The organism is Rhodococcus sp. MALMAid1271 (genome assembly GCF_049195265.1).
Taxonomy (GTDB): Bacteria; Actinomycetota; Actinomycetes; order Mycobacteriales; family Mycobacteriaceae; genus Rhodococcoides.
Window position 1 is genome coordinate 32,761 of record NZ_JBMIRQ010000091.1, and the last position, 25,073, is coordinate 57,833.

Below are 25,073 nucleotides of genomic sequence, written 5' to 3' on the forward strand. Positions count from 1 at the left end.
ACAGGCATTGACCGCACCACACTGAAGTTACCAATGCAGATCGGGATAACCGAGAAGCGGACCCACGATTACGTCCGCTACAGCACGACCAGGTTGTTCGCGGCACTCGAGGTGGCTACAGGCAAAATTACCGAAATTTGCAAACGACGTCACCGCTATCAAGAATTTCTGGTTTTATTCAAACTAGTTGCGCGGAGGCACCCCTGATGAGGAACTTCACCTGGTGATGGACAACTATGACACTCACAAGAAGTGGGAGGTACGGGGTCGGTTCGCCGATAATCCCTGTATCGCAACGAATTTCACACCCACCTCAGCGTAATTCATGAATCTCGCATAGGAGTGGTTCTGGATCATCGAACGCCAGGCGATCCACCGCGGAACCTTCCGCATTGTCCGTAACCTCACCGTCAAGATCCGTTCCAACATCAACGGCTGGAACTCAAGCGCTCAGCCGTTCGCCTGGAGCTAAACTGCGGAGCAGATCCTCAAGAGCCCACCGCCCAACAACTTCAGATGCGGACCACTAGAACCCTAGACACCTTGATCGCTTACAATATTCAACACTTGACCATACATCGTCGCTTGACAAGCGCTCCAGCATTTCGCTGAGATACCAAATTCTAGTAAATGAATTCAACCAAACGCATCGATTCCCGCCGCATAATCATCCAGTGCCGAGGAAAATTATCCAATGCATTCTGGATTTAAATATCCAACAGCACACGACCTACCTATCGTTTTTCGAATTTCGACTTTTACTGTCAAAAACAGACTGCCGAGACCCGTTATCGAAAGATTCTACCGCTGTCCAAGGTCACAACTAGTACAACCGGTAATTTTGGCGCACGTTGGCGGCCCAAAGCTTCACGACGATACCAATCTGGCGGGCAACCTCTGGGTCTGGAGCCCCCACAGGAAGGCGCTGGACGAAGACGTCAGCGACCCCTTCATCGAACACACCACCGCGGACACCGTCTTCGCGAAAGACCAACAGTGGTAGCCTCAGCCCGAACAGGATTCCGGCCTCCAAGTTGTTCCACGGAGTCGGGAACGACACATTTTTCACTGTCTCAGCGACCGAAGTACCCGGCTTAACCCGAACCGTCTCGGCAAGCATCTGCTCAAATCCAAGAATTACCCCACCCGAGCAATGCCGAGCTATCGAGTAAACCTCTTTAAGAGGTGAATCGATGCCATAATCAGTTCGTCCAAGTGCGCGATGCTCAAACTCTTCACCAGCCAGAAGGCCAATTAGAAAGTTGTAGGAGGCCTGTTGATCATCCGACAGTGCGGTCGGAGCAGAAACGAAGACCGGGATTCGCGCACTCATGACGTAGGCCTTCCATCGACTGGCGCTCTCAAGCTACACGTTGAAGCGGAACTCCACCACATCACCGTCGGCCATGACGTAGTCCTTGCCCTCCATACGCACCTTGCCTGCAGCTTTGGCCGAGGCCATCGACCCTGCGGCGATCAGGTCGTCGAAGGAGACGATTTCGGCCTTGATGAAGCCGCGCTCGAAGTCGGTGTGAATGACGCCTGCGGCCTGGGGCGCGGTATCTCCTTGGTGAATTGTCCACGCGCGAGCCTCTTTCGGGCCTGCGGTGAGGTAGGTCTGCAGCCCGAGGGTGTGGAAGCCGGCGCGCGCCAACGCGTCGAGTCCGGGCTCGGTCTGCCCTACGGATTCGAGCAGCTCGGCTGCCGATTCCTTGTCCAGCTCGAGCAGCTCCGACTCGATCTTCGCGTCGAGGAACACTGCGTCGGCGGGCGCAACCATCCGCGCGAGTTCGCCGATCTTCGCGTCGTCGGTGAGCACCGACTCGTCGGCATTGAAGACGTACAGGAAGGGCTTGGTGGTGAGCAGCTGGAATTCACCGAGCAACTCGAAGTCCAGCTTCGACTTCGCCGAGAACAGCGTTTTGCCGTCGTTCAGCACTGCCTGTGCTGCCAGCGCCGCGTCGAGAGCGGGCTTGCGGTCCTTCTTGATCCGCACCTCCTTCTCGAGCCGCGGGATGGCCTTCTCGAGAGTCTGCAGATCCGCGATGGCGAGTTCGGTTTCGATGACCTCGATGTCTGCGGTCGGGTCGACGCGGCCGTCGACGTGCACCACGTCGTCGTCGGCGAAGACACGAACGACCTGACAGATGGCGTCGGCTTCACGAATGTTGGCGAGGAACTTGTTGCCCAGGCCTGCGCCCTCGGACGCGCCCTTGACGATGCCGGCGATGTCGACGAACGACACCAGCGCAGGCACGAGCTTCTCCGAACCGAACACCTCGGCCAGCTTCTCGAGCCGGGGATCCGGCAGTGCAACCACTCCGACGTTGGGTTCGATGGTGGCGAACGGGTAGTTCGCGGCCAGCGCGTCGTTGTTGGTCAGTGCATTGAAGAGGGTGGACTTGCCGACGTTGGGCAGTCCGACGATTCCGAGGGTGAGGCTCACGGTCTATGGAGTCTACTTTGACGACACCACCAGCTCGGACAGTGCCCGGCCAGCAGCAATGCTCGACGCTCCGAGTGGAGCCAGAACCACGTGATCCGCCCCGGCCTCACGGTGGGCAGTCACCCGAGCGGCGATGTCGCGGACGCTCCCCCACACCACGAGCGCGTCCACCAATCGGTCGCTGAGCTGGTCGACGTCGGCGTCCGTGAATCCCATCCGCAGGAAGTTCTGCCGATAGCCAGGGACCGTCGCGAGAAAGCTCAGAGGCTGCCGTGCTGCGGCGCGGGCACGATCCGGATCGGACTCGACCACACAGAACTGGTCGACCACCAATTCGGCCGTCCCCAGGTAGTGCCGCGCCTGCGCCGTCCACTCGGGAGTCACGAGCAGCCCGATCGCGCCGGCAGCGCGGTCTCGAGCCATCTCCAGCTTCTTCGGCCCGAGCGCCGCGAGCAGAATCCGATCGGCGGGTACCTCGAGCCCGTCGAGATACTCCCTCAGCTGAGCCAAAGGACGAGCACTCTGCGGCCCGCCGAGGCCGAGTACGAATCGACCGGTACCCGAGAGCTCGTCGAACAGCTCGCCGGTCTGCCCAGGCGGGTACACATCGACCGGCACGATTGCCGGAACGATGGTGGCGGTCTCGGTCGCGCGAACCAGATCGGCCAGCCTGTCGAGCCGATCGATCTGCCCGCCCGGCAGCCAGACCGAGGTGTATCCGAGTAATTCCAACTCCCGTGCATCGTCGAGATACGACGGCGACACGTCGATGGCAATGCCGATTGCGCCGAGACCGAGTGTGTCCATGCCCGTGACGCTAGAACCTCGAGTTATGTCGAGGTCAAGTGTCGGGACTTAGAACGAGTTCGCAACGATCAGTGCAATGAAGGCGAAGTACAGAACTATGAGGACGAAGAATATCCCCAGCGACAGTTTCCCGAAGAACGCTGCGCGATTCGACGAATACTGTGCGCCCTGAACATCTCCCATCATCCACAGCGGATGAACCTTGAGTGCGTGATTGAACGCCGGGATGGCCACCGGCCAGAAGAAGATGATGGCGACGACGGCCCACCCCGCATTGGACGACGGCAGCGGCGGTGCCTGCGCATAGGGCTGAGCTGCCGGATAGGGCTGATGGGACTGCTGGAACTCTGACTGCTCGTACGGATTCGACATGACCATTTCCCCCGATTGTTCGATGACGGACAACCAGTAGGACGCCGCATCGTCACGTCTGGTTCCCTCTGCGGAGGGGGAATTTTCAGACCAGTTCGGCCGTGGCGACCGCGAGAGCGACGATTGCGTCCCAATCTTGCTCTGCGACAGCCGCGGCGGGAGTGAGCCACGACCCTCCCACGCATCCGACGTTCGGCAGCGCCAGGTACGCCGACGCGTTGGCGGTGGAGATGCCACCCGTCGGGCAGAATCTTGCGGCCGGAATCGGCGAGTGGATGGACTTCAGAAAATTCGCCCCACCCGACGCCTCGGCGGGGAAGAACTTGAGCTCGGTGTAGCCGGCTTCGAGCAGGGTGAGCACCTCGGACACCGTTGCGGCACCGGGTAAGTGGGGCAATCCGGTCTCTCGCATGGCTTTCGTCAGAGATGGTGTGCAGCCCGGCGAGACCAGGAACTGTGCGCCCGCGTCGGCGGCCTGCTTGGCCTGACCGGGAGTGATGATCGTGCCTGCGCCGACGAGGATCTCGGGGACCTCCGCCGCGATGCGCTCGATGGCGTCGAGTGCCACCGGAGTGCGCAGGGTCAGCTCGATGACGGGCACCCCGCCCTGCACCAGGGCGCGAGCGATCGGAACAGCATGCTCGAGGTTCTCGATGACGACGACGGGGATGACAGGTACGCGGTCGAGCAGGGATGCAGTCACGTTGTTGCTTTCTTGTCGAGTTACGGGGACTCAGCGCATGACGAACATTGCGCCCTCGTCGGCAGGGCCGACGAGCGCACGCATGCCAGAGAACAGGTCACGACCGGTGCTGGACCACTCGTCCTTGTCCAAGACGCGACCGGTGACCGGTCGGGCCTCGAATTCGTCGAGCGGAACCTCGATCGACAGTGTGCCGTCGAGTGAGTCGAGGGTGATGATGTCACCGTCGACAATTCTCGCGATCGGTCCCCCACTCGCGGCTTCGGGCGTGAGGTGAATTGCCGCAGCGACTTTTCCGGAGGCACCGGACATCCGGCCGTCCGTGATCAACGCGACGGACCGGCCCTTGTCCTGCAGGATTCCGAGCGCGGGGGTGAGCTTGTGCAACTCGGGCATACCGTTGGCCTGCGGCCCCTGGTAGCGAAGCACGGCAACAAAATCGCAATCGAGTTCCCCGGCCTCGAATGCTTCGAGGAAGTCGGATTGGTCGTCGAAGACTCGCGCCGGTCCGGTGACCACCCGATGTTCCGGTGCCAAGGCGGAGGTTTTGATGACGCATTTTCCGATCGGCCCCGTCAACATCTTGAGCCCGCCGTCGGCGCTGAACGGCTCGTTCGCACCTCGTAACACGGTGTCGTCGTGACTCATCCGAGTACCGTCCTGCCACATCACCCCGTCACCGTCGAGCTTCGGCTCCTGCGTGTAGCGTCGCAGACCCAGCCCGGCAACGGTTTTCACATCCTCGTGCATCAACCCGGCGTCGAGCAGTGACCCGATGACGAACCCGAGTCCGCCGGCCGCGTGGAAGTGGTTGACGTCGGCCTTGCCGTTGGGGTAGATCCGGGCCATCAACGGCACCACGGCCGACAGATCCGACAGGTCCTGCCATGTCAGCGTGATGCCAGCAGCTTTCGCGATGGCAACGAGGTGCATCGTGTGGTTGGTCGAGCCGCCGGTGGCGAGCAACGCGACACAGCCGTTGACGATCGACTTGACGTCGATGACCTCCCCCACCGGGGTGTAGTTGTCTCCGAGCGAGGTCAGACCGGTGACGACGTGCGCGGCCTCGCGGGTCAACGCATCGCGCATGGCAGTTCCGGGGTTGACGAACGACGACCCCGGTAGGTGCAGGCCCATGACCTCCATGAGCAGCTGATTGGAATTGGCCGTTCCGAAGAACGTGCAGGTGCCACTGCCGTGGTACGACGCGGCCTCGGCGTCGAGCAGAGCCTCTCGGCCCACCTTGCCCTCGGCGTAGAGCTGGCGAGCTTTTGCCTTCTCCCCGTTGGGAAGTCCGGAGGTCATCGGGCCGGCGGGTACGAACACCGCGGGTAGATGGCCGAAACTCAGTGCGCCGATGAGCATTCCGGGGACGATCTTGTCGCAGACGCCGAGCATCAGGGTGGCGTCGAACATGTCGTGGGACAACGCAATTGCCGTCGACATCGCGATGATGTCCCGGCTGAACAGGGACAGTTGCATGCCGTCGCGGCCCTGCGTGATGCCGTCGCACATCGCGGGGACGCCACCGGCGAACTGCGCGATGCCCCCGGCATCGATGACCGACTTCTTCAGGGCGGCCGGGTAGGTCTCGAACGGCTTGTGCGCCGAGAGCATGTCGTTGTAGGCGGAGACGATCGCGATGTTGGGCTTGACCATGCCGCGTAGCGCCTGTTTGTCGGCTTTACCGGAGGCCGCGAAGCCGTGCGCGATGTTGGCGCAGGCGAGGCGGCCGCGGGCGGGGCCCGAATCCCCGGCAGCGGCAATTCGAGCGAGATAGGCGGTGCGGTCGGACTGGCTGCGGTCTGCGATGCGGTCGGTGACCTGACGCAGAACCGGATGAAGAGTGTCCATGAGTGCCTCCGATGTTCGGTCTCTCACGACTCAGCGTAGAGCTACTTCGGCCTCTCGACAACCCAACTTAAGCTTTTCAAAGTTAAAAGTGTGCGTTCTTCGGGTGTTGCCGTAAAAGTTGCCAGTTGGTTGAATGACGTATATGTCGATGCCGCGCCTGAGCGCCCCACCTGCCACCGCGGGTGAGATATTTGCTCTGATTCGCGACGGAGAAGCAGACACCCGCGCGGAGTTGGGCCGGGTCACCGGACTGTCACGATCGGCGGTCGCCACCCGCGTCGCCGCACTCACCGGCCTCGGGCTGGTCATCGAAACCGAGGACACCCAGTCGACAGGCGGACGCCCTCCGGCGCGAGTGTCCTTCGATGTGGACGCAGGCGTCGTACTCGCCGCCGCGATCGGACGCAGTCGGTCACAACTGGGCGTGTTCGGTCTCGGCGGAGAATTTCTTGCCGGCGACACCGTCGACCAGGAGATCGGCGTGGGCCCGGACGAACTGATGCCGCAGATCACCAAGCGGCTGCAGGCCATGCTCGACGAGTCTCGCCGAACCGGACATCGCATCCTCGGGGTCGGTCTGTCCATCCCCGGCACCGCCGATACATCCCGCGGCTGCAGCCTGGACTCGCCGATCATGCACGGCTGGGACGGGGTGCCGCTGGCACCGTTCTTCGCGGACATCACGTCGGCACCGGCGTTTCTCGACAACGACGCCAATGCGATGGTGCTCGCCGAACGCCGAGACAATCGAGATCGCTTCCAGAATGCCCTACTGGTCAAGGCCTCGACGGGCCTCGGAGCCGGAATCGTGGCGGGCGGGGCATTGCAGCGCGGATCACTCGGAGCCGCAGGCGAATTCGGCCACACCAAGACGGCAGCGGCGGCCGGCGTCGCGTGCAGGTGCGGCGACAGCGGCTGCCTCGAGGCCATCGCCGGCGGCTGGGCGCTGGTCAAGGCGCTCGCCGAACAGGGACGCGAAGTCGGCCACATCCGCGGCGTGGTCGACCTCGCGGTGAGCGGCGACCCCGAAGCACGCAGACTCATCCGCGACAGCGGACGCCACATCGGCGAAACCCTGGCCGGAGCCGTGAACCTGCTCAACCCCGAGGTACTCATCGTCGGCGGTGACATGGCCAATGCCTACGACATCTTCGTCGCCGGCCTGCGCGAAACCGTCTACGGCAACGCCACCGCACTGGCCACCAAAGCCCTCACCATCCAGGCCACCACCCACGGCGACCTCTCCGGGGTCATCGGAAGCGCCGCACTGGTGTTGGACCAGGTGCTCAGCGCCCGGGCCGTCGACGACGCCCTCGGTAGCTGACACGGCCAGACCCCGCTCGTCGCAGTACAGCAACCGTCGGGCGCAGGACGCCGCGTCGATTCGAGGACGCGCACGATCTCCACGCATAGGGTGATCGCAGTCACACCTGCGACCATGGAGACCCACACATGTCACTGAAAGCGGCCGGCGATCCACACGTCGAATTGCTGAAGCCCGATCCCGATCTACCACCAGTCGGCGTCGTCGAGACGCATCCGATGTCGACGGCAAAACGTCTGATGCTCGTCGCGATCGGCCTGCTCGGCGGCGTCGCCTGGACGATCATCGCGATCGTCCGCGGGGAGAACCCCAATGCCGTCTGGTTCGTCATCGCCGCAGTCTGTACCTACATCTTCGCGTTTCGCTTCTATGCCAGGCTGATCGAACGCAAGATCGTCTTCCCGCGCGACGACAGGGCCACGCCCGCCGAGATTCTGGAAAACGGCAAGGACTACATGCCGACCGATCGTCGGGTGCTGTTCGGCCACCACTTCGCCGCCATCGCCGGTGCGGGCCCACTCGTCGGACCCGTGCTCGCCGCTCAAATGGGCTATCTACCCGGCACCATGTGGATCATCATCGGCGTCGTGTTCGCCGGTGCCGTCCAGGACTTCCTGGTGCTGTGGATCTCGACGCGTCGCAACGGCCGCAGCCTCGGCCAGATGGCCCGCGACGAACTCGGCGTAGTCGGTGGTACCGCGGCACTGATCGCGGTGTTCGTCATCATGATCATCCTGATCGCGGTGCTCGCCCTCGTCGTCGTGAACGCACTCGCGGAAAGCCCATGGGGTGTCTTCTCCATCGCGCTGACCATTCCGATCGCACTGTTCATGGGCGTCTACCTGCGTTACCTACGCCCGGGCAAGGTGTCCGAGGTGTCCCTGATCGGCGTCGTGCTGCTGCTCATGGCAATCGTCGTCGGCGGTTGGGTTGCCGAAACCGAGTGGGGCACCGACTGGTTCACCCTCTCCAAGGTCACCGTCGCGTGGCTGCTGATCGGCTACGGCCTGCTCGCCTGCATCCTGCCGGTCTGGCTGCTCTTGGCCCCTCGCGACTACCTGTCGACGTTCATGAAGGTCGGCACCATCGCGCTGCTCGCCGTAGGCATCCTGATTGCCCGGCCCGAGATCCAGATGCCTGCCATGACCACCTTCGCCACCGAAGGCAACGGACCGGCGTTCGCGGGATCACTGTTCCCGTTCCTGTTCATCACCATTGCCTGCGGTGCGCTGTCGGGCTTCCACGCTCTGATCTCCTCCGGCACCACGCCGAAGTTGCTCGAGAAGGAAAAGCAGATGCGCATGATCGGCTACGGCGGCATGCTCACCGAGTCGTTCGTGGCCATCATGGCTCTGATCACCGCATGCATCCTCGATCAGCACCTCTACTTCGCCCTCAACGCACCCACAGCGCTCACCGGCGGAACTCCAGACTCCGCAGCTGCGTACGTCAATGGATTGGGCCTGAGTGGCGGGGACGTGTCGGCTGCCGAATTGAGCCAGGCCGCAGCCGATGTCGGTGAGGAGACGATCGTCTCCCGCACCGGCGGCGCACCGACCCTCGCGTTCGGCATGTCCGAGGTGCTGCATCAGGTGTTCGGCGGACCAGGACTCAAGTCGTTCTGGTACCACTTCGCGATCATGTTCGAGGCCCTGTTCATCCTCACCACGGTCGACGCAGGTACCCGCGTCGCGCGCTTCATGCTCTCCGACAGCATCGGCAACCTGCCCGGAGCCTCGGCCAAGAAGTTCAAGGATCCGTCCTGGCGTCCCGGCGCGTGGATCTGCTCGCTGATCGTCGTCGCGGCCTGGGGCGCAATCCTTCTGATGGGCGTCACCGATCCGCTCGGCGGCATCAACACGCTGTTCCCGCTGTTCGGTATTGCCAACCAGTTGCTCGCCGCCATCGCGCTGACCGTCGTGCTGACGATCGTCGTCAAACGAGGTCTGTACAAGTGGGCCTGGATCCCGGGAGTCCCGCTGGCCTGGGACCTGATCGTCACGATGACCGCGTCGTATCAGAAGATCTTCTCCTCGGTTCCCGCGATCGGATACTGGACCCAGCATGCGCAGTTCCGCGATGCAAAGGCACAGGGACTGAGCGAATTCGGTAATGCCAAGACCCCCGAGGCCATCGACGCGGTCATCCGCAACACCTTCATCCAGGGCACACTGTCGATCGTCTTTGCAGTACTGGTCCTGGTCGTCGTGTTCGCCGGAGTGTGGGTGTGCATCAAGGCTGTTCGCGGAGACGACCTCCCCGACAACGAAGAACCTGAGGTGCCGTCGAAGATCTTCGGTCCCGCCGGATTCGTACCGACCAAGGCGGAGAAGGAAATCCAAGCCGAATGGGACGAGCTCATCACCGCCGGCACCGTCCGCCGACCCGGATCGGCGCACTAGATGCGCGGGCTGTGGTGGTGGATCACCTCGGTGATGGGCGATCACGATTACGACCGCTGTGTCGCCCACCTCGCTCGGCACCATCCCGAGCAAGAACCGCCGACGGTGCGTCAGTACTGGAAGGATCGGTACGCGGACGCCGACCGGAATCCAGGAGCCCGCTGCTGCTAGAGCTTCCCCGTCGTGCGCCTTTTGCGTACCTCTGTGTACGCAAAAGGCGCACGAGGGGCGCAGCCCCGTCCGATTTCCGCTAGCACTGGCGCGTTCGCGCTGACACAGTGGACCTATGAGCGGCGAACGGCAGGTGCAGGAACTGGACTTCGATCGGTGTTATCGCGCGGTCTCCTCGCGTGACGCACGGTTCGACGGCCAGTTCTTCACCGCCGTCCGCACCACCGGCATCTACTGCCGACCCTCCTGCCCGGCGCGCACACCCAAACCGAGCAACGTCTCGTTCCTGGCGACCGCGGCAGCGGCACAACAATCCGGCTACCGCGCCTGCCGCCGCTGCCAGCCCGATGCCACCCCGGGTTCCCCGCGCTGGAACATCCACTCGGACCTCAGCTCTCGCGCGATGCGTCTGATCTCCGATGGCGCGATCGAGCGCGGGGGCGTCGACGGGCTCGCCCGCACCCTCGGCTACTCGACCCGCCAACTGACCCGAGTGTTGACCACCGAGGTGGGTGCAGGCCCCTTGGCACTGGCTCGTGCACACCGGGCACACACGGCCCGCACGCTGATTCAAACCACGGATATGTCGATGTCCGACATCGCGTTCGCTGCCGGGTTCTCCAGCGTCCGACAGTTCAACGACACCGTCAAGGAAGTGTTCGCCGTCGACCCGACCACGCTGCGCCGGGAGGCACACCGCACCGCAACTCCCACCGCGGGCGGAACGGTGACCCTGCGGCTGCCCTACCGCCCGCCACTCGATCGCGGTTGGATCGAGTGGTTTCTACGCGGCCACGTGGTCGAGGGCATCGAATCGTTCTCCGATGGTGACTACATGCGATCGCTGCGCCTGCCACACGCCGCCGGCCTGGTGTCACTGCGGGTGATGGACGGATTCGTCAGTGCCGCAGTGACATTGCAGGACATGCGCGATCTCGCTCCCGCCGTTGCCAGAATCCGACATCTTCTCGACCTCGACGCCGATCCACTGGCCGTCGACGACGCCCTGCGCACCGATCCACAGTTGGCACCGAGCCTCGACGCCCACCCGGGTATCCGCGCACTCGGGGTGGTCGACGGCGCGGAGATGCTGCTGCGCACCGTGATCGGACAACAGATCTCGTTGAAGGCCGCAGCCACCCACACCGCCCGACTCGTCGAGGCACTCGGCACACCGCTGGACCTGGGCAATGCAGAGGTCACCACATTGTTCCCCGACGCTGCGGTGATCGCCGAACGCGGCCACGAGGTCCTCACCGGACCGGTCGCCCGCGTGCAGACCGTCATCCGCGTCGCCGACGCCATCGCGTCGGGAGACCTCGTGCTGCATCCGGCGCGAGAAGCCCCCGACCTGGAACGAGAACTGCTCGCGCTCAAAGGCATCGGACCGTGGACCGCCCGGTACGTGGTGATGCGACTGCTCGGTGATCCCGATGTGCTTCTCGACACCGATCTCGTCGTCCGCCAGGGCGCACAGGCACTGGATATCTCGTTGACGAACCCTGCCCGCTGGGCACCGTGGCGTTCGTACGTCTCGATGCACCTGTGGATCACCGCACTGGAAAGAAGACAACCATGACTGCAGCCGCCGCCACCCAAGACAGCCCGATCGGCCCGTTCACCACCATCGTCGACGACGATCAGCGCGTCCTTGCCTCCGGCTGGACCGCCGACGTCGACGAACTGAGAATGCTGATTCACCCGACCTTGCGACCCGACGCCGTGCGCAGCCGCGCCGATCTCGGCGGCGTCACCGCCGCCGTCGCGGCGTACCACCGAGGCGAGTTGCATCGCATCGACGAGGTCGCCGTCGCGCAACGCTCCGGTGAATTCTTGATGCACGCCTGGGATGTACTGCGCACCGTCGAGCCCGGAAAGCCGGTGACCTACTCCGAGTTCGCGGACCTCTCGGGCCGACCCGCTGCCATCCGCGGCGCGGCCTCTGCGTGCGCTCGCAATGCTGCCGCACTGTTCGTCCCGTGCCACCGGGTGGTGCGCATCGGCGGCGCACTCGGCGGCTTTCGGTGGGGATTGCCCGCGAAGAAGTGGCTGCTGACGCACGAGGCCGACTGACCGGGTATCGCGCCGAGAGGCGGTGGTCCGCGGCCGAAGGGCACCGGACGTTATGGTTCATCACGATCCGCCGTCCGCCGAGTGTGAGGAAACCCCCAGTGACCGAATCGGCTCCTCCGAGAAACTCCAGGGCCTCAGCCAAGCCCGAGAAGGATCGCGGCGACCTCATCGGGGTCGGCGGCCTGTGGCTCGCCAAATGGTCGCTCATCCTGATCTCGATTGCCGCCGGGGCATGGGTGTTGGGCTGGCTGATCGGGCACCTGTGGGTGATCTTGTTGCCGGTTCTGCTCGCGGTGATCGTTGCCACCGTCCTGTGGCCGCCGGCGAAATTGATGATGCGGCTCGGCTTTCCGGCAGCATTGGCGGCCACCGTCTCGCTGGTGGTGTTCTTCGTCGTCATCGGCGGCGTGATCACCCTGATCATTCCCTCCGTCGCCGAGCAGGCCCCGGAACTTGTGGACAAGGCCTCGGGCGGCATCACGCAGGTTCAGACCTGGGTCAAGGGGCCACCACTGAACCTCGGTGACGACCAGATCGACTCGGCCGTCTCCGCCATCGTCTCGCGGCTTCAGGACAGCGGAACGATGATCGCCTCGGGTGTGTTCACGGGAGTGTCGGCCGCCGGTTCGATCCTCATCACGCTGGCGCTGGTGTTGGTGCTGTCGTTCTTCTTCGTCAAGGACGGACCGAAGTTCCTGCCGTGGTTGCACGGGTTCTCGGGTGGCCGGGCCGGACGCCATCTGGCCGAGGTGCTCTCGCGGATGTGGTCGACGCTCGGCGGATTCATCCGGACTCAGGCCATCGTCAGCTTCATCGATGCCTTCTTCATCGGCCTCGGGCTTCTCATCCTCGGCGTGCCGCTGGCTCTCGTTCTCGCGACCCTCACCTTTCTCGGTGGCTTCATCCCGATCGTCGGTGCGTTCGTCGCAGGTGCGCTCGCTGTCCTGGTCGCTCTCGTGGCAAACGGGCTCACGACGGCGTTGATCGTGCTGGCCATCATCGTCGCCGTGCAGCAGCTGGAAGGCAATGTACTGCAGCCGATTCTGCAGAGTCGCAGCATGAATCTGCATCCGGCGATCGTGCTGCTCGCCGTCGCGGGCGGAAGCTCCTTGTTCGGCATCATCGGCGCGTTTCTCGCCGTCCCCGCGGCCGCGGTTGCGGCCGTGCTGATCCGGTACCTGTCGGAGCAGATCGACGCGCGCTCGAACGAGATGGACCAGGACGAACTCGAGGATCAGGCCCCGACGGCCGAGGACCTGGCCGAATCGAGGGACGCGGACGAGAAGGCCGAATCGGAGGACGAGTCCTCCGATCAGGACGCCACGACCTGAAGCGTCGATCCGGAGCGCTCGCGCTTGACGTAGAGCCGGCTGGGGATGCGTTGGCGCATCTCGTCGACGTGGCTGACGACCCCGACGACGCGGCCACCTGCGCGTAGTTCGTCGAGGACGGCCATGACGGATTCGAGTGTGTCGGCGTCGAGGGTGCCGAATCCTTCGTCGATGAACATGGTGTCGAGTACGACGCCCCCGGATTCGGCTGCCACGACGTCTGCGAGTCCCAACGCGAGCGCGAGCGAAGCGAGGAACGCCTCGCCGCCCGAGAGGGTCTTGGCCGATCGCACGACGCCGGTGTAGTCGTCTCGGATATCCAATCCGAGGCCACCGCGCTTTCCCCGCGCACCGGCCTCGTCGGAATGGACGAATTCGTATCGGCCCGCGGACATGCGGCCCAACCGTGCGGACGCCGACTCGGCGACGTCCTCGAGTCGGGACGCGAGAACATACGATCGCAGCGACATCTTCCGGGCATTCTGACCTCGCCCGGCCACCACGTCCGCCAGGTTCGCGAGTTCGTCGAACTCGGCCTGCTTGGGCGCAATCGCCTCCGCGGCGGTCGACAGCTCCGCGATCAGTCGTTCCAGATCGTCTGCGCGCCGACGGCATTCGGCCACGGTCGCTGCGGCAGATCTCGCCTGCCCGTCGAGCTCGGCACAGGCACGACGCAGCGGATCGAGGTCCACCGGTGGGTGCCCCGCGACAGCGACGATGGCGGGCTCACGCAGTACGTGTTCGGCATGCGCCCGACGCTCCTCGGCGGCACGGAGCTCGGCCTCGATCTGCTCGACGCGGTCGGCAGTGAGAACGGCCCCGGCCGCGGCGGCGGCAGAGTCGAAATTCGACGCTGACACCCTTCGGTCGAGTTCGGCGCGCAGTGCGTCGTGCTTCTCGGTGGCGTCGAGCCAGGCGATCCGCGAGTCCTGGATTCTCTGGGAACCGTCGATCAAGGCTTCCCGCTCGGCAATTCGCTCCACCAGCGACTCGGCCTGATCTACCGCCCCGGCCCCAACTACTGCCTCGGCCCCAACTACTGTCTCGGCCACATCTACTGCCTCGGCCACAGACGCGCGCATCTGCGCCAGCGTTTCCTCCGTGGCCGACAGTCGCGCATCCACCGACCCACGTGTGGCGACGAGGTTGTTGAGCGTGACCGCCAACGCGTCCGAATCACGCCGCAGTCGGGCAGCCTCCGCCGATGCCACGTCGATATCCGCGGCGATCGTGCGTGCATCCTGCACGGCCTTCGTGGCGGTATCGAGATTCTCGGTCAGCTCCGCGAGGGACACTCCCCCGGTGCGATCGTGCAGGAGGTCGACCGCGAGCTTGGCCTCCGCCACGGCCTCGACTGCCTGATCGAGGGCGGCAGCCGCCTTCCGCTCGGCCGCGGCGGCTTTGTCTTCCTGCGCCTTGGTCACCGTCGAGGTGGATGCCGCAGCGGGATGTGGGTGCACGTCCGATCCGCACACCGCACAGGGCTCACCTGCCTCCAGACGGTCCGCCAGCTCTGCGGCCATCCCGTCGATGCGGCGCTCCCGAAGATCGAGCAGGTGTGCCCAGGCCTTGTTGTGTGCCGCAGCAGCGGCGTCGCGGGTGCGCTCGGTCTGGACGAGAGCGTCACGCTTGCGCACCAGTTCGATTGCGGATTCGGCTGCGACACGGGCCCGTTCGCAGCGCTCGTCGAGACCCGGCAGCTCGGCAGTGGCTGCCTCCGCTCGTGCCACGCGCGCTTCCGCGGCAGTGATCTCTCGAGGCATCTCGGCCTGCAGTTGCTCGGTCCGCTCGATCTGCGCCGCGATGTCGCGTTGCTGCGCTCGGTATCGGACGAGTGTGTCCTCCATGCGATCGGCATCGCGCGAAACCTGAAGCAACGAGTTCATCCGTGCGACGTCGGTGGTCCAGTCGCGTACGAACTGCGCGAGGACGGCGCGCTCGTGCGACCTGTCGCCGGGCTCGGGTGGCCACTGCAGCGCGTCGCGAAAACGCCGTCCCTCCGGCGATCTCGGCAGCGCACGCTCCGCCGCTGCGAGCGCGGTGCCGGCCGCCTCGGTCGCCTCGCGAGCCACAGACAGATCCGCGGCAGCCTCGGCGATCGGGCCCGCGGCCACCGAGTCGGCGATCGCGGTTCTACGCGCCGATCGTATCGACTCGCCCTCCCGGTACTGCGCGAGTTGTTCCTCGGCGAGTCCTCGTCGACGCTGCAGATCCAGAACGGTGGTGGCATCGGCCAACGCGTCGGAGGCGCGGCGCGCTGCGGCATCGACCAGCACCGCCGTCCCTTGCGCCAGCATCCGATCCTGTCGGGCGCCGGTGAGGACATCGGCCGCCCACCCGAGCGGGTCCGGTTGCGCACCGTCCTCATTCACCGGCTCCGATACGCCCGATGCCTGCGATACCTTGCCGAGCATGATGTCGATGTCATGGTGGGCGTCGGCGAGCTCGGCGGCCGAATCCCGACGACGTTGCGCGAACCACTCCTCGACATCTCCGAATCGGCCTGTGTCGAAGAGCCTTTCGAGCAGGTTTCCACGCTCGTCACTGTCTGCTCGCAGGAATCGCGCGAACTCCCCCTGCGGCAGCAGTACCACCTGGAAGAACTGGTCTGCACTCATTCCGAGCAGGGCATTGACGACATCGCCGATCTCGCTCAGCCGGGTGAGGTTCTGCCCGCGACCGTCCAACCAGGTGAGGCTGGCTTTGGCATGTTGCTTGGTGGTGCCGCTGCTCCTGAGCTTTGGTCGTAGGAACTCCGGACTGCGCACGATGCGGATACGCCGACCACCGAGAGTCGCCTCCAGGGTCACCTGCGGCACCACGCCTGCGGCTGCGTGATCGGACAGTAGTCGCTTGCCTTCGCGACGTGCCCCGGGCACGGTCCCGTACAGCGCGAACGCCACGGCGTCGAGCACAGTCGTCTTGCCCGCCCCGGTGTGGCCGTGCAGCAGAAAAAGCCCGTCTGCGCCGAGCGCATCGAAATCGACCGTCTCGGTGCCCGCGAAGGGACCGAAGGCGGTGATCTCGAGAGAGTGCAGCCTCATGCAGCACCGCGGTCGACGGTCGATGCCCGGTCGGTGGCGTCGTTCTCGCGCTGCACAGCTGCCAGCGCGCGAGCCAGCAGATCGGACTCCACCGCGGTCGGCGCGCTACGCATGTCCGTCAGAAACGAGGTTGCGATGTCGAGATCACTGCGACCGCGTACGCGGTCGCGGTAACGAAGCTCGCTGCTACCTTCGGGACGACGCCACTCGAGATGCACTGCGTTGCGAAAACGCTTCTGCAGCAGCCGCATTGCGTCGAGAGGGCGGACCTCGTCGGTGAGCACGGCAGAGACGTAACAGTCCTCGAACTCGCAATAGCTTGCGTCCGAGAGCAAGTGATCGACCGTGCCTTCGATGCGGGCAAGCCCGCGGACCTGCGGCAGTTCCACTCGCTCGACGCTACCGAGGCCGTCGGCATCGAGTTCGAGAATCCACACGGCCTTACGATGCGATCGCTCTCCGAAGGAGTACGGCAACGGAGACCCCGAGTACCGCACTCGATCGGTGAGAACCTGAGGCGAATGCAGGTGGCCGAGCGCCACGTAGTCGACTCCGTCGAACGCCGACGCCGGTGCGGTTTCGATACCGCCGGAGGAGATGGACCGCTCCGAACCGGTCGCCTCACCGCCGACGATGAACGCATGCGCCAGCACGACCGAGCGCACATGTTGTCCCGCTTGGTCTCTCATCGCGAGATCGCCGCGAACGCGATCCATTGCGGCGTCGAGCACCTCGGCGTGGGTGCGCGCGGTGGGAACCTCGAGCTCGAGGCGCGTGGTCTCGGGCTCGAGATACGGAATGCCGTAGAACGCAACGCTGCCGTGCTCGTCCTCGATGACGACAGGGGTCGCCACATCGCCCACTCGGGTCATCAGGTGCAGACCGCCTGCCGAGGCGAATGCAGCACCGGCACCGAGGCGCGCCGGTGAATCGTGGTTGCCCGAAGTCGCGACGATGACGGCACCGGCCGCTCGGATCGCCTCGAGCCCGCGATTGCAGACCAGCACCGCGTCGGCACTGGGCACCGCACGATCGTAGATATCACCGGGCACCACCACCACATCGATCGATTGCGCCGCAACCAGTTCCGCGATGGATCTCAGCACCGCGCCCTGATCGGCCAACAGGTCGACACCGTGAAAGGTGCGACCTATGTGCCAGTCCGAGGTGTGCAGAATTCTCATACGAACGACGCTATCGGGAAGCACCGACAAACTCCTCGAGGCGCGACGGCCAGTCGGAAAGTGAGAAGGATCGACCGGCTGCGCGAACCGAACCTGTCGGCGCCGTCCTGCATCATCTGCTCCCATGAACATTCTCACCGCATTCGGCCTTCTCGTTGCCCTCGGCATCGGAGTGGTCGTGGGCTGGCTGCTGCATGCCTCGCGTATGGGTGATCGAGCCGTACGAGCCGAGGCCCAACTGGCCGCTGTGCGCGAGCACGAGAGCCTGCTTCGGCAGTCGCTGAGTGCGGTCAACGAGGATTCCGCGCGTCGGCATTCGACCGTCATCGGCCAACAGGTCTCACATCTGGTCGAGCCGTTGCACGACGCCGTCGACGCGCTGTCCGAGCACGTGCGGCAGGTCGAGCACAATCGGATCAGGGCCTACGCGGGGCTCTCGGAGCAGGTCACCGGGATGCACCGGGCCTCGATGCATCTGTCCACCCAGACCGGCCAGCTGGTGACGGCACTGCGCGCACCGCAGATCCGGGGACGGTGGGGCGAGATCCAGCTCGAGCGGGTCGTCGAGCTCGCAGGCATGCTCAAGCACTGCGATTTCGACACTCAGGTCAGCAAGGACGGCATCAGACCGGACATGATCGTCCGACTCGCCGGAGGTCGACAGATCGTGGTCGACGCCAAGGTCCCGTTCGCGGCCTACCTCGATGCCGCTCAGGACGAGGACGCCGGTGCGCGCGAGAAGCATCTGCGCCGCCATGCGAAACAACTGCGCACCCACATCGATCAGCTGGCCGACAAGGCGTACTGGCAGGCGTTCGAGCCGACCCCGGAATTCGTGGTGCTGTTCGTTCCCGGCGACCCGTTCCTCGATGCGGCGCTGACCTCGGACACCGGCCTGCTCGAATACGCCTTCGGCCGGAACGTGATCCTGGCCACCCCCACCACACTGGTGGCACTGTTGCGCACCGTCGCCTACACCTGGAAACAGGAGTCCCTGGCCGAGGACGCGGCGCGCATCCAACAGTTGGGACGAGAGCTGTATACGCGCATCGGCGTCGTCGGGGCGCACCTGGACAAGCTCGGAGCCCATCTCGGCAAGGCAGTGGAGTCTTTCAATTCCACCGTCGGGTCGGTCGACACCAGAGTGAGTGTGACGGCGAGAAAACTTCACGAACTCGAACTGTTCGACGCCGAGCCGGTGCAGATCAATCGGGTCGATGTGCGGCCCACCCTGTCCGATTCGTCGCGCTACCGGCACGACTTCGGTCATGTCGACGATGCAGTCGGCTGAACTACGGCTAACCTCGAGGGGTGTCTACCTCCCAACGTGCCCGCTCCGGGGTACCGCTGGATCACCGATCCATCCTCGCGAATGTGCCCGGCGTGCCTGCGTGGGGCGCTGTCGCTATCGCCGCCGGTCTGACTTTTCTCGGATTTCTCGTCGATGCTGCTCGTGGAACTGAGCTGACCGGCGCGTTCGCGTTTCTCTACGTTCTCGGCTGCATCGCTGCCGTCGTGTTGGTTCGCTACCGCGGACTGTTCACCGCGATGGTCCAAGCTCCGCTGATCCTGTTCGTGGCCGTCCCGCTGGCGTACCAGTACTTCACGGAAGACGCCGGAACCGGCCTCAAGGACATCATCCTCAACGTCGCCATTCCGCTGGTCAACCGCTTTCCGCTGATGTTGCTCGGCACCGCGGTTGCAGTCGGTCTCGGTGTGCTGCGCATCGTGCTCAAGCGGCAGAACACGCACGCACCCGCAGTGCGGCGCAACAAGAAACCCAGCGAAGACAAGCCCGGGAGGGCGCAGCGACGAGCGCAGGCCGAGCGACCCGAACGCCCCCGCAGGCGAACAGACCCCGCCGACCGCAGCCCCGTATCGGCTACCGAGGCCACCGACATCGTGAGCGAGCCGTACGTCGGGCGTTCGAGCGCCGCGTCTCGTCCGCGCACCGGAACCGATCGCCGCTCGACAACGCCGACGCCCTCGCCGCAGCCTCGATTTTCCCCCACCGACTCCCCCCGGCCGGACTACGCCAGGCCCGAGCGTCAGAAGCCCGACTACCAGCGGCCGCAGTATCCGCAGTCGCGGCAGCCTCAGCGGGCACAGCCTGCCGAACCCCGGTATTCATCGGAACCGCGCCGCGAGCGCTCGGCCCGCGTGCAACCTCCTCGCGAGGTGGCCGACCCGTACAGCACCGGAGCCCGGCCGGTCGTGGCTCCCGGCACCAGCAGTTCCGCCGCCGACAACCCGCGTGGCACTCACTCGCTCCCCACGCCCCATCGGGACGACATTCCCCCGCATCCGGTACCGAAGGTGCGCTACCGCGACCGCCGGACGGACTGAATTGTCCGCAGCCGTATCGGGCGGACCGGCTGCTGGTAGACCCTAACGAGCCGGGCGTAGCTCACGAGGCAGCGAGAACACCAGGGTCTCGTTCGCGGTGGTGACCGGCTGCACGTCCGCGTACCCGTGCTCGGCGAACAGATCGATGACGCCCTGCACCAGAATCTCCGGCACCGACGCACCGGATGTGATGCCGATGGTCTCGACACCGTCGAGCCAGGCCAGGTCGATTTCCTTGGCGTAGTCGACCAGATAGCTCGCGCGCGCACCGGCGTTGAGGGCGACCTCGACCAGACGGACCGAGTTGGAGGAGTTCTTCGATCCGACGACGATCACCAGGTCACATTCCGGTGCCATCACCTTCACCGCCACCTGACGGTTCTGCGTGGCGTAGCAGATGTCGTCGCTGGGCGGGTCCTGCAGCGTCGGAAATCGCTCGCGCAGCTTGGCGACGGTCGCCATCGTCTCGTCGACGCTGAGTGTGGTCTGCGACAGCCAGATCACCTTGTTCTCGTCCCGAACGGTGACGTTGTCCACCGATTCGGGGCCGTCGACCAGCTGAATGTGCTCAGGTGCTTCTCCTGCTGTGCCCTCGACCTCCTCGTGGCCGTCGTGACCGATCAGCAGAATGTCGTAGTCGTCCCGAGCGAACCGCTTCGCTTCCTGATGCACTTTGGTCACCAACGGACAGGTCGCATCGATGGTGCGCAGGTTCCGCTCGGCCGCGGACGTGTGCACGGCCGGTGAGACCCCGTGGGCCGAGAACACCAGTAGTGCACCCTCGGGCACCTCGTCGGTTTCCTCGACGAACACCGCGCCGCGATCGGACAATGTCTCGACGACATGTCGGTTGTGCACGATCTCCTTGCGCACGTACACCGGCGCACCGTGCTGTTCCAGCGCCTTCTCGACGGTCTCGACTGCACGATCGACTCCCGCGCAGTAGCCCCGCGGCTCGGCGAGCAGCACTCGCTTACCCCCGGAGTACGCGGGCTTACCACCACCGGCGGAATGTGCAATACCTAGATTCAAGGGAACGGCCGAAGACATGACTCCCAGGGTACGTGCAAGTAGCACAGTGCAGCTTCTCCAGCCTGTCGGCTACCCAAAGTCGACGAATTCGGGCAGTCTGGTGGGCATGACTCGAGTCCCCTTTGCAGCACGCGTGGCCGCAGGCGTCGCGGTGACCGTCGTGGAAGAGGCTCGCAAGCTTCCCGGTTCCGCCCTGATGCTGCCGATGACGGTCGTCAGCGAAGCGCTCGCCCGGGGGATGCGATTGCAGCAACAGGTCACGGCGCTGGCCATCAAGGGCGATGTGATCATCGCGACACTTCCGGTCGTCGGAACTCCGCGTGAAGAGCAGCCGGCCTGGGCGCAATTCGACGAGGACGGAGACGAGAACGATGTCTTCGGCGCGCCCGTCGTCACCGATGACGTCGATGTACCCGACGCATCCGAGCCGATCGCCGCGAACGGCCGGTTCGCGCTGTATTCGACGCCTCCGGTGGACGAGCCGGTGCAGGACACCTCGGCCAAGCGTTCCCCCGGCGTCGACAAGCCCGAGATCGTCGAGATGATCGACTTCGACACCCTGGCGCTGGCGCAATTGCGCGCGCGGCTGCGCTCGCTCTCGGTCGAGGACCTCGAGACTCTGCTCGACTACGAGAACGCCACCCTTGCCCGTGCGCCGTTCCAGACGATGTTGGCCAATCGCATCACCACCGCCAAGGCCAAGTGAGCACTCCTTCAACCCAGTCCGGCCCCACCCAGCCCGGTTCTACGAACTCTGCCGCGAGTTCCGCCGAACAACCGTGGCCGGTGCGCACGGTGGCGATGAAGGTCGCCGGTTGGATCGATCGCCTCGGCAGCATCTGGGTCGAGGGGCAGCTGACACAGATCAACGCTCGCCCCGGCACCCGCACCGCATTTCTGACGTTGCGTGATCCCTCGGCCGACATGTCGTTGTCGGTGACGTGTTCGCCTCAGTTGCTCGAGCGTTCACCCGTTCCGCTGACCGAGGGCGCGCGCGTCATCCTGTACGGCAAGCTGTCGTTCTTCACCGGCCGCGGGACCATTTCGCTGCGCGCTACGGATATTCGAGCGGTGGGCGTCGGCGAGCTGCTCGCCCGCATCGAACGACTCCGAGCCCTGCTCGCCGCAGAAGGATTGTTCGATGCCCGCCTCAAGCGCCCGTTGCCGTTCTTACCCGGCACCGTCGGGCTCGTCACCGCTCGCGCCAGTGCAGCCGAAAAAGACGTACTCACCGTCGCACAGAGGCGTTGGCCCGCAGTGCGATTCGAGGTCCGCAATACTCCCGTTCAGGGCCCGCAGGCAGTGCCGGCCATTCTCGAGGCGTTGAAGGATCTCGACGACGACCCCGGAGTCGACGTCATCATCCTGGCCCGCGGCGGCGGTAGCGTCGAAGACCTGCTGCCGTTCTCGGACGAGGCCCTGTGCCGTGCCATCTCGCGGGCAACCACGCCGATCGTCAGCGCGATCGGTCACGAACCCGACAGTCCCCTGAGCGATCACGTCGCGGACCTGCGCGCCGCAACGCCCACCGACGCCGCCAAACTCGTGGTGCCCGACGCCGTCGCAGAACAAGCCCTGGTCTCGGAATTGAAATCCAGAAGCGCCGCCGCACTCCGCAATTGGGTCGAGCGTGAGGCGCGTGGCCTGGACATGCTCCGGCACCGGCCGGTGCTGGCGGACCCACTGGCGTCGATCGAACTCCGCCGCGAGGAGATCCGACGGCTGGCCGACGCCGCGCGACGCGATGTCCAGCGCGAGATCACCACCCAGGACACCCTCGTCGAACATCTGCGGGCGAGGCTGTCGACGCTGGGACCGGCTGCCACACTTGCGCGGGGCTATGCCGTCGTGCAGCGGGTGGTCGCGGGTTCGGATCCCGAGGTCCTTCGTTCGGTGGACGACGCTCCGCCGGGTACACAGATCCGAGTGCGGGTGGCCGACGGTGCTGTCACCGCCGCCGTCATGGGGAGAGTCAAATGACAGAAGGAGCACAGATGAGCGAGAACGAAGACACCAAACCGGTGTCCGAACTGGGCTACGAGGAAGCACGCGACGAGTTGGTCGGTGTGGTGAAGATTCTCGAGCAAGGTGGGCTCGACCTCGACGCCTCCCTCGCCCTGTGGGAGCGCGGCGAGCAACTGGCAACCCGCTGCGAGGAACAACTCGCCGGCGCGCGCAAGAGAATCGAGACCGCGCTGGCGAGTACCGAGACGGACAGCTAGGGGGCGAGCGGTGGTGTTTCGTCGAGGGTCGCCGCAAGCGTGGTGAAGTCATCCTTGGTTGCGGTGCCGCCCAGAAGTATTCGGACGTCACCGAAATCCGAGACCCAGTACGTTCGCGAGCCTTCCTCGCCGTAGACCACCCACTCTCGACCCGATACGTTCTGAGCGCCCGACGCATACACCGTCTCGCCCGCCACGAACGGAACCAGTAGCTCCTCGGACGCCGACGTCTGGGTCAGCTGCAGGTATCCCCCGGTTTCGGTGATATATCCGACAGTCGTGACCGGTCCGCCGCTGTCACCGGAGATGGTCGCCCGGCTACCCGAATTGGGCGTCCATCCCTCGGGAACACTCGGATTGCGCACCGGGAAGCCGATTTCCGCCGCGTCGTACTGCAGTGCGGAGTTCACGTCGAAATTGGGAATGGGCCCCTGCTTGGGACCACCCGGGCTCAGCGAGCACTGGCTGGCCACGCCCGCAATCAGCAAACAGGCTATGACCAGCGGAATGAGCGACCAGACCATGTCGCGGTTGTTGTTGAGAATCCGAGGTTTGCTGTTTGCCACTGCACCAGTATCCCCTCCGCACGGCAGTGCTCGATCGCCGCGTACCTCACAGCCGACCCGACCCCACCGCAGACATCACAGAAGTGAGATAATCGCGCCTGGGTAACACCCCACCAACCAGGAGGCTACAAACCGATGACGGCCAGCACCGAGTCCACTCGCGCCATGGCGCCAGATCGCAACCTCGCACTAGAACTCGTACGCGTCACCGAGGCCGGTGCACTGGCGTCGGGTCGCTGGGTCGGTCGCGGCGACAAGGAAGGCGGCGACGGAGCTGCTGTCGACGCCATGCGTCAGTTGGTCGCCTCGGTCTCGATGCGCGGAGTCGTCGTCATCGGTGAGGGCGAGAAAGACGAAGCTCCGATGCTCTACAACGGCGAAGAGGTCGGCAACGGCAACGGACCCGACGTCGACTTCGCCGTCGATCCCGTCGACGGAACCACTTTGATGGCCAAGGGCATGCCCAACGCCATTTCGGTGCTCGCCGTCGCCGAACGTGGTGCCATGTTCGACCCGTCCGCCGTCTTCTACATGGAGAAGATCGCCGTCGGACCCGACTACGCGGATGTCATCGATATCACTGCCCCCGTCGCGGAGAACATCGCCCGTATCGCCAAGGTGAAGAAGGGTTCCGCATCGGATGTGACGGTGTGCATCCTCGATCGCCCCCGGCATGCCGAACTGATCCAACAGGTGCGCGACGCCGGATCCCGCATCCGGTTGATCTCCGACGGTGACGTCGCAGGCGCTATCGCCGCCGCCCGGCCCGATTCCGGAACCGACATGCTCATCGGCATCGGCGGTACGCCCGAGGGCATCATCGCCGCCGCCGCGATGCGCTGCATGGACGGCGCCATCCTGGGCCGTCTGTCACCCACGGACGACGAGGAGAGGCAGAAGGCCATCGACGCCGGCCACGACCTGGACCGCGTCCTCGACACCAAGGACCTCGTCTCCGGTGAGAACGTGTTCTTCACGGCCACCGGTGTGACCGACGGCGACCTGCTTCGCGGCGTCCGCTACGCGGGCGGCGGCGCACACACCCAGTCCATCGTGATGCGCTCGAAGTCCGGCACCGTACGCATGATCGACGCATACCACCGCCTCGCGAAGCTGCGCGAATACTCCTCGGTCGACTTCGACGCCGACGAGTCCGGCCAGGCACCGTCCTTCTGATCCCCGAAACCACTACTGGC

At 64.9% G+C, this 25,073-nt stretch carries 22 protein-coding genes; 12 read left to right on the forward strand and 10 right to left on the reverse strand.

The features are described from left to right. Positions 1 to 823: 823 nt before the first annotated feature. The 6 genes from ACOQFP_RS14270 to edd form a co-directional block, all read right to left on the reverse strand. Entirely contained in the window at positions 824 to 1,333 is a 510-nt protein-coding gene (locus ACOQFP_RS14270) for a hypothetical protein (protein ID WP_421584691.1), read from the reverse strand. Between the two features lie 33 nt (positions 1,334 to 1,366). After that, a complete protein-coding gene (gene ychF, locus ACOQFP_RS14275; RefSeq protein WP_206486769.1) occupies positions 1,367 to 2,446 on the reverse strand; it encodes a redox-regulated ATPase YchF in 1,080 nt (359 codons plus the stop codon). 12 nt (positions 2,447 to 2,458) lie between these two features. Beyond that, positions 2,459 to 3,253, reverse strand: a complete 795-nt coding sequence (locus tag ACOQFP_RS14280; protein WP_421584692.1) for a TIGR03620 family F420-dependent LLM class oxidoreductase — start codon at positions 3,251 to 3,253, stop codon at positions 2,459 to 2,461. A gap of 48 nt (positions 3,254 to 3,301) precedes the next feature. Continuing rightward, entirely contained in the window at positions 3,302 to 3,625 is a 324-nt protein-coding gene (locus ACOQFP_RS14285) for a CD225/dispanin family protein (protein WP_421584693.1), read from the reverse strand. 85 nt (positions 3,626 to 3,710) lie between these two features. After that, a complete protein-coding gene (eda, locus tag ACOQFP_RS14290) occupies positions 3,711 to 4,328 on the reverse strand; it encodes a bifunctional 4-hydroxy-2-oxoglutarate aldolase/2-dehydro-3-deoxy-phosphogluconate aldolase (protein ID WP_421584694.1) in 618 nt (205 codons plus the stop codon). A gap of 30 nt (positions 4,329 to 4,358) precedes the next feature. Continuing rightward, positions 4,359 to 6,182: a phosphogluconate dehydratase gene (edd, locus tag ACOQFP_RS14295; protein WP_421584695.1), complete on the reverse strand. Its 1,824-nt coding sequence runs from the start codon at positions 6,180 to 6,182 to the stop codon at positions 4,359 to 4,361. A gap of 133 nt (positions 6,183 to 6,315) precedes the next feature. On the opposite strand from edd, the gene ACOQFP_RS14300 reads away from it, so the two are divergent. The 6 genes from ACOQFP_RS14300 to ACOQFP_RS14325 all read left to right on the forward strand — a co-directional run bounded on the left by ACOQFP_RS14300 (position 6,316) and on the right by ACOQFP_RS14325 (position 13,483). Beyond that, entirely contained in the window at positions 6,316 to 7,506 is a 1,191-nt protein-coding gene (locus tag ACOQFP_RS14300; RefSeq protein ID WP_421584696.1) for an ROK family protein, read from the forward strand. 128 nt (positions 7,507 to 7,634) lie between these two features. Further along, positions 7,635 to 9,908 carry a carbon starvation CstA family protein gene (locus ACOQFP_RS14305; protein WP_341243598.1) on the forward strand — a complete coding sequence of 758 codons (2,274 nt, stop codon included), beginning with the start codon at positions 7,635 to 7,637 and terminating at the stop codon, positions 9,906 to 9,908. After that, positions 9,909 to 10,079 (forward strand): YbdD/YjiX family protein, encoded by a 171-nt coding sequence (locus ACOQFP_RS14310; RefSeq protein WP_421584697.1) that lies wholly within the window; start codon positions 9,909 to 9,911, stop codon positions 10,077 to 10,079. It abuts the gene before it with no gap. 115 nt (positions 10,080 to 10,194) lie between these two features. Beyond that, the gene (locus ACOQFP_RS14315) at positions 10,195 to 11,658 is read left to right on the forward strand and encodes a DNA-3-methyladenine glycosylase 2 family protein (RefSeq protein ID WP_421584698.1); all 1,464 of its coding nucleotides are present in this window, start codon (positions 10,195 to 10,197) and stop codon (positions 11,656 to 11,658) included. Next, positions 11,655 to 12,152, forward strand: coding sequence for a methylated-DNA--[protein]-cysteine S-methyltransferase (locus ACOQFP_RS14320; RefSeq protein ID WP_341243600.1), 498 nt, complete (start codon positions 11,655 to 11,657; stop codon positions 12,150 to 12,152). Before ACOQFP_RS14315 ends, ACOQFP_RS14320 begins: the two co-directional genes overlap by 4 nt. A gap of 98 nt (positions 12,153 to 12,250) precedes the next feature. Continuing rightward, the gene (locus ACOQFP_RS14325; protein WP_341243601.1) at positions 12,251 to 13,483 is read left to right on the forward strand and encodes an AI-2E family transporter; all 1,233 of its coding nucleotides are present in this window, start codon (positions 12,251 to 12,253) and stop codon (positions 13,481 to 13,483) included. Here ACOQFP_RS14325 and ACOQFP_RS14330 read toward each other — a convergent pair. Beyond that, the gene (locus ACOQFP_RS14330) at positions 13,465 to 16,527 is read right to left on the reverse strand and encodes an AAA family ATPase (RefSeq protein WP_421584699.1); all 3,063 of its coding nucleotides are present in this window, start codon (positions 16,525 to 16,527) and stop codon (positions 13,465 to 13,467) included. The genes ACOQFP_RS14325 and ACOQFP_RS14330 overlap by 19 nt on opposite strands. Continuing rightward, positions 16,524 to 17,711 carry an exonuclease SbcCD subunit D gene (locus ACOQFP_RS14335; RefSeq protein ID WP_341243603.1) on the reverse strand — a complete coding sequence of 396 codons (1,188 nt, stop codon included), beginning with the start codon at positions 17,709 to 17,711 and terminating at the stop codon, positions 16,524 to 16,526. Before ACOQFP_RS14335 ends, ACOQFP_RS14330 begins: the two co-directional genes overlap by 4 nt. A 124-nt stretch (positions 17,712 to 17,835) precedes the next feature. Here ACOQFP_RS14335 and ACOQFP_RS14340 point away from each other — a divergent pair, with 124 nt between their 5' ends. Both ACOQFP_RS14340 and ACOQFP_RS14345 read left to right on the forward strand, forming a co-directional pair. Further along, positions 17,836 to 19,002, forward strand: coding sequence for a DNA recombination protein RmuC (locus ACOQFP_RS14340; protein WP_206486756.1), 1,167 nt, complete (start codon positions 17,836 to 17,838; stop codon positions 19,000 to 19,002). Between the two features lie 20 nt (positions 19,003 to 19,022). After that, positions 19,023 to 20,057, forward strand: a complete 1,035-nt coding sequence (locus ACOQFP_RS14345; RefSeq protein ID WP_341243605.1) for a DUF6542 domain-containing protein — start codon at positions 19,023 to 19,025, stop codon at positions 20,055 to 20,057. Between the two features lie 42 nt (positions 20,058 to 20,099). Here the strand turns inward: ACOQFP_RS14345 and ACOQFP_RS14350 are convergent, their stop codons facing one another. Then, positions 20,100 to 21,107 (reverse strand): 4-hydroxy-3-methylbut-2-enyl diphosphate reductase, encoded by a 1,008-nt coding sequence (locus ACOQFP_RS14350; protein ID WP_341243606.1) that lies wholly within the window; start codon positions 21,105 to 21,107, stop codon positions 20,100 to 20,102. A gap of 88 nt (positions 21,108 to 21,195) precedes the next feature. Between ACOQFP_RS14350 and ACOQFP_RS14355 the strand changes: the two genes are divergently transcribed. Genes ACOQFP_RS14355 through ACOQFP_RS14365 form a run of 3 tightly spaced genes read left to right on the forward strand, consistent with a single transcriptional unit; the run spans position 21,196 to position 23,311 of the window. After that, complete coding sequence (locus tag ACOQFP_RS14355) at positions 21,196 to 21,795, forward strand: lipid droplet-associated protein (protein WP_421584700.1); 600 nt, start codon at positions 21,196 to 21,198, stop codon at positions 21,793 to 21,795. Then, positions 21,792 to 23,069 (forward strand): exodeoxyribonuclease VII large subunit, encoded by a 1,278-nt coding sequence (gene xseA, locus ACOQFP_RS14360; protein WP_421584701.1) that lies wholly within the window; start codon positions 21,792 to 21,794, stop codon positions 23,067 to 23,069. Before ACOQFP_RS14355 ends, xseA begins: the two co-directional genes overlap by 4 nt. 14 nt (positions 23,070 to 23,083) lie before the next feature. Beyond that, complete coding sequence (locus tag ACOQFP_RS14365; protein WP_206486751.1) at positions 23,084 to 23,311, forward strand: exodeoxyribonuclease VII small subunit; 228 nt, start codon at positions 23,084 to 23,086, stop codon at positions 23,309 to 23,311. Here the strand turns inward: ACOQFP_RS14365 and ACOQFP_RS14370 are convergent. Further along, positions 23,308 to 23,877, reverse strand: a complete 570-nt coding sequence (locus ACOQFP_RS14370; protein ID WP_206486750.1) for a DUF4245 domain-containing protein — start codon at positions 23,875 to 23,877, stop codon at positions 23,308 to 23,310. The two genes, ACOQFP_RS14365 and ACOQFP_RS14370, sit on opposite strands and share 4 nt — an antisense overlap. Before the next feature lie 135 nt (positions 23,878 to 24,012). Here ACOQFP_RS14370 and glpX point away from each other — a divergent pair, with 135 nt between their 5' ends. Continuing rightward, positions 24,013 to 25,053, forward strand: coding sequence for a class II fructose-bisphosphatase (glpX, locus tag ACOQFP_RS14375; protein ID WP_206486749.1), 1,041 nt, complete (start codon positions 24,013 to 24,015; stop codon positions 25,051 to 25,053). Positions 25,054 to 25,073 lie beyond the last annotated feature (20 nt).

What these genes read in the sequence shown, in the direction of transcription:
- ACOQFP_RS14270 (WP_421584691.1), bottom strand. Translation starts at nt 1,333, where the DNA reads ATGAGTGCGCGAATCCCGGTCTTCGTTTCTGCTCCGACCGCACTGTCG.
- ACOQFP_RS14280 (WP_421584692.1), bottom strand. Translation starts at nt 3,253, where the DNA reads ATGGACACACTCGGTCTCGGCGCAATCGGCATTGCCATCGACGTGTCG.
- ACOQFP_RS14285 (WP_421584693.1), bottom strand. Translation starts at nt 3,625, where the DNA reads ATGTCGAATCCGTACGAGCAGTCAGAGTTCCAGCAGTCCCATCAGCCC.
- edd (WP_421584695.1), bottom strand. Translation starts at nt 6,182, where the DNA reads ATGGACACTCTTCATCCGGTTCTGCGTCAGGTCACCGACCGCATCGCA.
- ACOQFP_RS14300 (WP_421584696.1), top strand. Translation starts at nt 6,316, where the DNA reads ATGACGTATATGTCGATGCCGCGCCTGAGCGCCCCACCTGCCACCGCG.
- ACOQFP_RS14305 (WP_341243598.1), top strand. Translation starts at nt 7,635, where the DNA reads ATGTCACTGAAAGCGGCCGGCGATCCACACGTCGAATTGCTGAAGCCC.
- ACOQFP_RS14310 (WP_421584697.1), top strand. Translation starts at nt 9,909, where the DNA reads ATGCGCGGGCTGTGGTGGTGGATCACCTCGGTGATGGGCGATCACGAT.
- ACOQFP_RS14315 (WP_421584698.1), top strand. Translation starts at nt 10,195, where the DNA reads ATGAGCGGCGAACGGCAGGTGCAGGAACTGGACTTCGATCGGTGTTAT.
- ACOQFP_RS14320 (WP_341243600.1), top strand. Translation starts at nt 11,655, where the DNA reads ATGACTGCAGCCGCCGCCACCCAAGACAGCCCGATCGGCCCGTTCACC.
- ACOQFP_RS14330 (WP_421584699.1), bottom strand. Translation starts at nt 16,527, where the DNA reads ATGAGGCTGCACTCTCTCGAGATCACCGCCTTCGGTCCCTTCGCGGGC.
- ACOQFP_RS14335 (WP_341243603.1), bottom strand. Translation starts at nt 17,711, where the DNA reads ATGAGAATTCTGCACACCTCGGACTGGCACATAGGTCGCACCTTTCAC.
- ACOQFP_RS14340 (WP_206486756.1), top strand. Translation starts at nt 17,836, where the DNA reads ATGAACATTCTCACCGCATTCGGCCTTCTCGTTGCCCTCGGCATCGGA.
- ACOQFP_RS14350 (WP_341243606.1), bottom strand. Translation starts at nt 21,107, where the DNA reads ATGTCTTCGGCCGTTCCCTTGAATCTAGGTATTGCACATTCCGCCGGT.
- ACOQFP_RS14355 (WP_421584700.1), top strand. Translation starts at nt 21,196, where the DNA reads ATGACTCGAGTCCCCTTTGCAGCACGCGTGGCCGCAGGCGTCGCGGTG.
- ACOQFP_RS14365 (WP_206486751.1), top strand. Translation starts at nt 23,084, where the DNA reads ATGAGCGAGAACGAAGACACCAAACCGGTGTCCGAACTGGGCTACGAG.
- glpX (WP_206486749.1), top strand. Translation starts at nt 24,013, where the DNA reads ATGACGGCCAGCACCGAGTCCACTCGCGCCATGGCGCCAGATCGCAAC.